The organism is Microcoleus sp. K1-B1 (assembly GCF_036704705.1).
Lineage (GTDB): Bacteria > Cyanobacteriota > Cyanobacteriia > Cyanobacteriales > Microcoleaceae > Microcoleus.
Genome location: NZ_JAUBSH010000175.1, coordinates 1 through 3,816, shown reverse-complemented (window position 1 = coordinate 3,816; position 3,816 = coordinate 1). Strand labels below are relative to the sequence as shown.

At 43.7% G+C, this 3,816-nt stretch carries 5 protein-coding genes; 3 read left to right on the top strand and 2 right to left on the bottom strand.

Annotated elements, in window-relative coordinates; all coding sequences use genetic code 11:
* Positions 1–121 precede the first annotated feature (121 nt).
* The 3 genes from QUA83_RS30105 to QUA83_RS30095 all read left to right on the top strand — a co-directional run bounded on the left by QUA83_RS30105 (position 122) and on the right by QUA83_RS30095 (position 1,297).
* Positions 122–622, top strand: coding sequence for a hypothetical protein (locus QUA83_RS30105; protein ID WP_333297865.1), 501 nt, complete (start codon positions 122–124; stop codon positions 620–622).
* Positions 615–890: a hypothetical protein gene (locus QUA83_RS30100; protein WP_333297864.1), complete on the top strand. Its 276-nt coding sequence runs from the start codon at positions 615–617 to the stop codon at positions 888–890. The genes QUA83_RS30105 and QUA83_RS30100 overlap by 8 nt, the downstream gene beginning before the upstream one ends.
* 218 nt (positions 891–1,108) lie before the next feature.
* Positions 1,109–1,297 carry a hypothetical protein gene (locus QUA83_RS30095; RefSeq protein WP_333297863.1) on the top strand — a complete coding sequence of 63 codons (189 nt, stop codon included), beginning with the start codon at positions 1,109–1,111 and terminating at the stop codon, positions 1,295–1,297.
* A 204-nt stretch (positions 1,298–1,501) separates the two neighbouring features.
* On the opposite strand, the gene QUA83_RS30090 is transcribed toward QUA83_RS30095, so the two are convergent.
* Both QUA83_RS30090 and QUA83_RS30085 read right to left on the bottom strand, forming a co-directional pair.
* Positions 1,502–2,944 (bottom strand): site-specific integrase, encoded by a 1,443-nt coding sequence (locus QUA83_RS30090; protein ID WP_333297861.1) that lies wholly within the window; start codon positions 2,942–2,944, stop codon positions 1,502–1,504.
* A gap of 86 nt (positions 2,945–3,030) precedes the next feature.
* Positions 3,031–3,732, bottom strand: a complete 702-nt coding sequence (locus QUA83_RS30085) for a gamma-glutamyltransferase (RefSeq protein ID WP_333297860.1) — start codon at positions 3,730–3,732, stop codon at positions 3,031–3,033.
* Positions 3,733–3,816 lie beyond the last annotated feature (84 nt).

The following is a 3,816-nucleotide window of genomic DNA, read 5'->3' as shown; positions in this document are numbered from 1 at the left end:
ACGTCTTAAGTTTAACTCCAATTAGGTAACTTAATATTTTGTTACATAGATTGGTTTTTTCCCGCCTACCTACTTAAGTAACGCTTTTTTAGTACCAGGTGGAAAGGGGAATGACGATTGCTTGGACTATTACACTATTTTTCAAGCACTGTTTCGGATGCTTGCCAATGGCTTAATTATTAACCCAAAAAGCAAACCGTTGGGAAGCGAGTGGCAAAACGCAAACGCTACGGCGTGGGCATCCGCTATGTATGAAATGATGGCAGAGTCGATGTCAGATGGCAACACTTCCCAACGGTTTGAGGTAGCCGCTATCATGCAGCTTGTTCAGATAATGTCAGCAGTTGCAGAAACAGGTCATAAGGTTGAATTTGTGGTAGATTCGATCGGACTTGAGCCAGAGCCTGTTTCGGAAGAGGTTCCCGTATGTTTTACCGTCTTTGAAGGCCACAAAGGTTTTGGGAAAAAAGAGCCTAAAAAAATCAACATATCGGGTCTTAAAACGGACGAACAGGTTGAGAATGTGCTAGGAAAAATGTTGCAGCCTAGCTTGATTCCCATTACTAGATGGCAATTTAAACCGGGACAGATATCAATAATTGAGGCTCTAAAAAATGGCTAAATCAATTAGCGGCGGTGGTAGCAGAAGAACGTCAAGTAGTAGCGGCGGGACTGGCAGTACACGTAAGGCGACTACAGAGCAACAGAGAGAAGCGGCTGGTAAGGGTGCTATTCGAGATGAGTTTTTGAGAAAAAAGGATGAATTAATCAAGTTGAAGTCACTTGACATTTTCCTAGTAAAGGATGCAATGGGCATTAATCCCAAAAAAAGTGATATGAAACCAGAGTTAAAAGATATTGTCAAAAAGCTTAAGGAAAAGAAAGTCTAAGAGTATTTAAGTGTATTTCGCAGAGTAGCCGCCTACAGTTGGCGGCTACTTCTAAAAAAGGACTTAAAGAGACTGACTCTATTACCTATTTTTGAGTATTAAGTATAAAAGGATACGTTGATTTTTAGTTCCACCGTGTTAGCCGTAGTTTTTGCCGGTTGAGCCAGAACAAGTATGTTAAGCTTGATACGTCAATACAGTACGTAAGGATAGCAAGAATGAACGTTTGGAGCTTGATTATTGAGGCTTTTAAGTTATTGGTAGAGCGTGACGGTATCCTTTCGGAACGACTCGCCAAATTGGAAGAAGAAAATGGCTTAGATGTAACAGACGAAAGCGTTACTCAATCCCAACTACAGGAGTTAGTGACTCGGATGTCTAAACAGACCGTGCCTCCGGTCGTATAAAATTTAATTTGTGGATTGACTTTTCAAGGTTCTGTCTAGGGTTTGCCCGGTGTAATAACCGGGTTTTTTATTGAGTAGGCGGCTACTCTAAAAAGTAGGCGGCTACAGTTGCCGCCTACTTGTAAAAATGAAGGTAAAAACACACAAACAGGCAATAAAAAAACCGCCCTTTTTAGGGGGCGGTAGGTAGGGTGAGAGTAGGGGTTAGAATTCTAAAATTTGTTCATCTTCACTTACTCCCAAGTAGTGCCTGAGAATCACATCAACACTGTTGCCACAAGAAGTAGCAATATGCAGTAAAGCGTTGTTGTTGTGCTTGTTAGCGTGTGCCGTGAGAGTGATGTAAGTATGGCGGGTATGGTAGGGGGAGAGATAGCGGCTTATCTTGCCTTCTTCTACTAATTGAGTAACTACACCAGGATAGTGGTATTCGACCTGTGTGCCATCATCTAAAATTCTTTTCTCTTTCTTACCGAGCCAATTCTCACCGACAGATCCAAAGGAAATAAACTTTCCTTTTTTATTTGGAAAAACTAACTCGCTTGAACTTTCACTTTTTAGCTTTAGCAATAACTCCTTTAATCGAGAACCATTACTAAAATAAAAGAACCTTGCCTCACCTGTTTTGGTGTCTTTCACTTTTTTTGTTGATGAGCCTAGCGACTTGCTAAAGCGAATTAAGTTTCGATCAAAATCGACATCCTTCCACGTTAGCGGTAATGCTTCTGAAGTACGACACCCGGTTAAAAAGTAAAACTCAATTAATGGTGCGTAAAAAGCTTTGGCTTTCGATTTAGACTCATAAAAAGCCTTAATAATAATCTTGCACTCTTCTTTAGTGAAAGCACGTTTATCATCCTCTAGAGCCTTCTCGTCTAACACTTCATACCATTCTTTTTCCTCTCCGTTTACTATTTTGGATGCGTACTTTTGTTGTGTTGTAACAGTAGGCGTACTGAATTTGTCGAGTACAAAAGGATTCTCGGTAGATGGGTTAACTATCATATTCTTTGTCTTAGAGAAGTCGAAAGCCTTGTTTAATTCAGACAAAAAATACGTTTTTTTTGATGATTTGATTTTAGACAATACTAGAATCAAATTTTGTTTATCATTCAATCGGATTAAATCAATGCTTAACTCTGATTGAGTAAATGCTTTAGTTTGATTGTTCCAAACTTTACCGTAAATCAAATTAGAGAATTGCGTCTCATATCTGACTTTAAACGTAGTCTCCTCTATAACAGTTTTTTTCCACTCTAAGTAAGCTTCCCACATCTCCCCTACGGTAATTTCAGGTTTAACCTCTATCGCCCCTGGTAATTGAAGCACATCAGCGAGTTTGGCGTACTTGCCACCACCTAGTCCGTACTTGGCAAGGGTGATGTCAAATAGCTTCTCCCATTCAGGGTGATCCAAGTCGGCTTCCATAGCGATCGCGATTTGCGACGCCCGCTTCCAGTCCTCTGGGTTATCGGCGTTAAAGCCGTACTTAGTCAGGTACAGGTAGTTGGGCTTCCCATTAAGCGATTTACCCTTCAGTGTTTCCCATAGTGGCGTATGCCTTTTTGGGAAGCCAAGTCGGAGTGATTTACCGTCTTTAGTCACACTGACATCACAAAGCTGTTGAGGACGTTTATCAGCTCTCATGGTTGGTTTTTACTCCAAAGTATTGATTTATCAAGGTTCTGGGTTTTCTAGACAGATTCTAGATTTCTGCACTTGTGTGATTATTTTTAAGTAGGCGGCAACTGTAGCCGCCTACTTTCTAGAATAGCATAGCATATTTGCGTTAGATTTTCAGCAATCTGCCGCAAAGTCTGCGCCAAATCCCGCTGTACCAAAAGCTCACCCGGCTGGTATAAAATGCCACCACGAGTAAAAACCTCCCGCGCCGCCCGGTTTTTTTTGAGTACATCCTGTCGTCGCCCGGTAGCCGTGGTAAACCGCGAACTTACCGGAAAACCTTTTTCAGCCAGGGCGATCACCGGCGCTACCACCTGGGCCCAAGGCAACTTACCATACTCGCGTTGCACCGTATAAAGTCCAGCCACAGTGCCCGGAATACCCGCCGCCAAATGCCCGTCCAGACTTGCCCTTTGGCGCACCTTGCCTTGCTTGTCGAGGTACATATTCCGCGTGGCCCGTTTCGGAGCTCGTTCCCGGAAATCCAGCGCTTGCACAGTCCCCGTTTCCGCGCGCTGCAGCAGTAAAAAACCCCCGCCGCCGATACCCGCCGAAAAAGGCTCCACCACCGAAATCGCCAAAGCCGTAGCAGCCGCCGCATCCACTGCATTGCCGCCCTGTTGCAGCAGGGCCAGCCCCGCAGCGCTCGCCAGAGGGTGAGCCGAAACTGCCATCCCCTGTTTGCTGCGCTGTTGCTGCAAGGTTGCCTGTAGCTGCTGCTGGCAGCCACCCAACACCAAGACTGTTAGCAAACAAGTATATAGTCATTTCAAATAAAAAAGAGACACTATTGAGCGCAGTAGTCACAGATGAGTTCATCTAAAGATGTCCCAGGA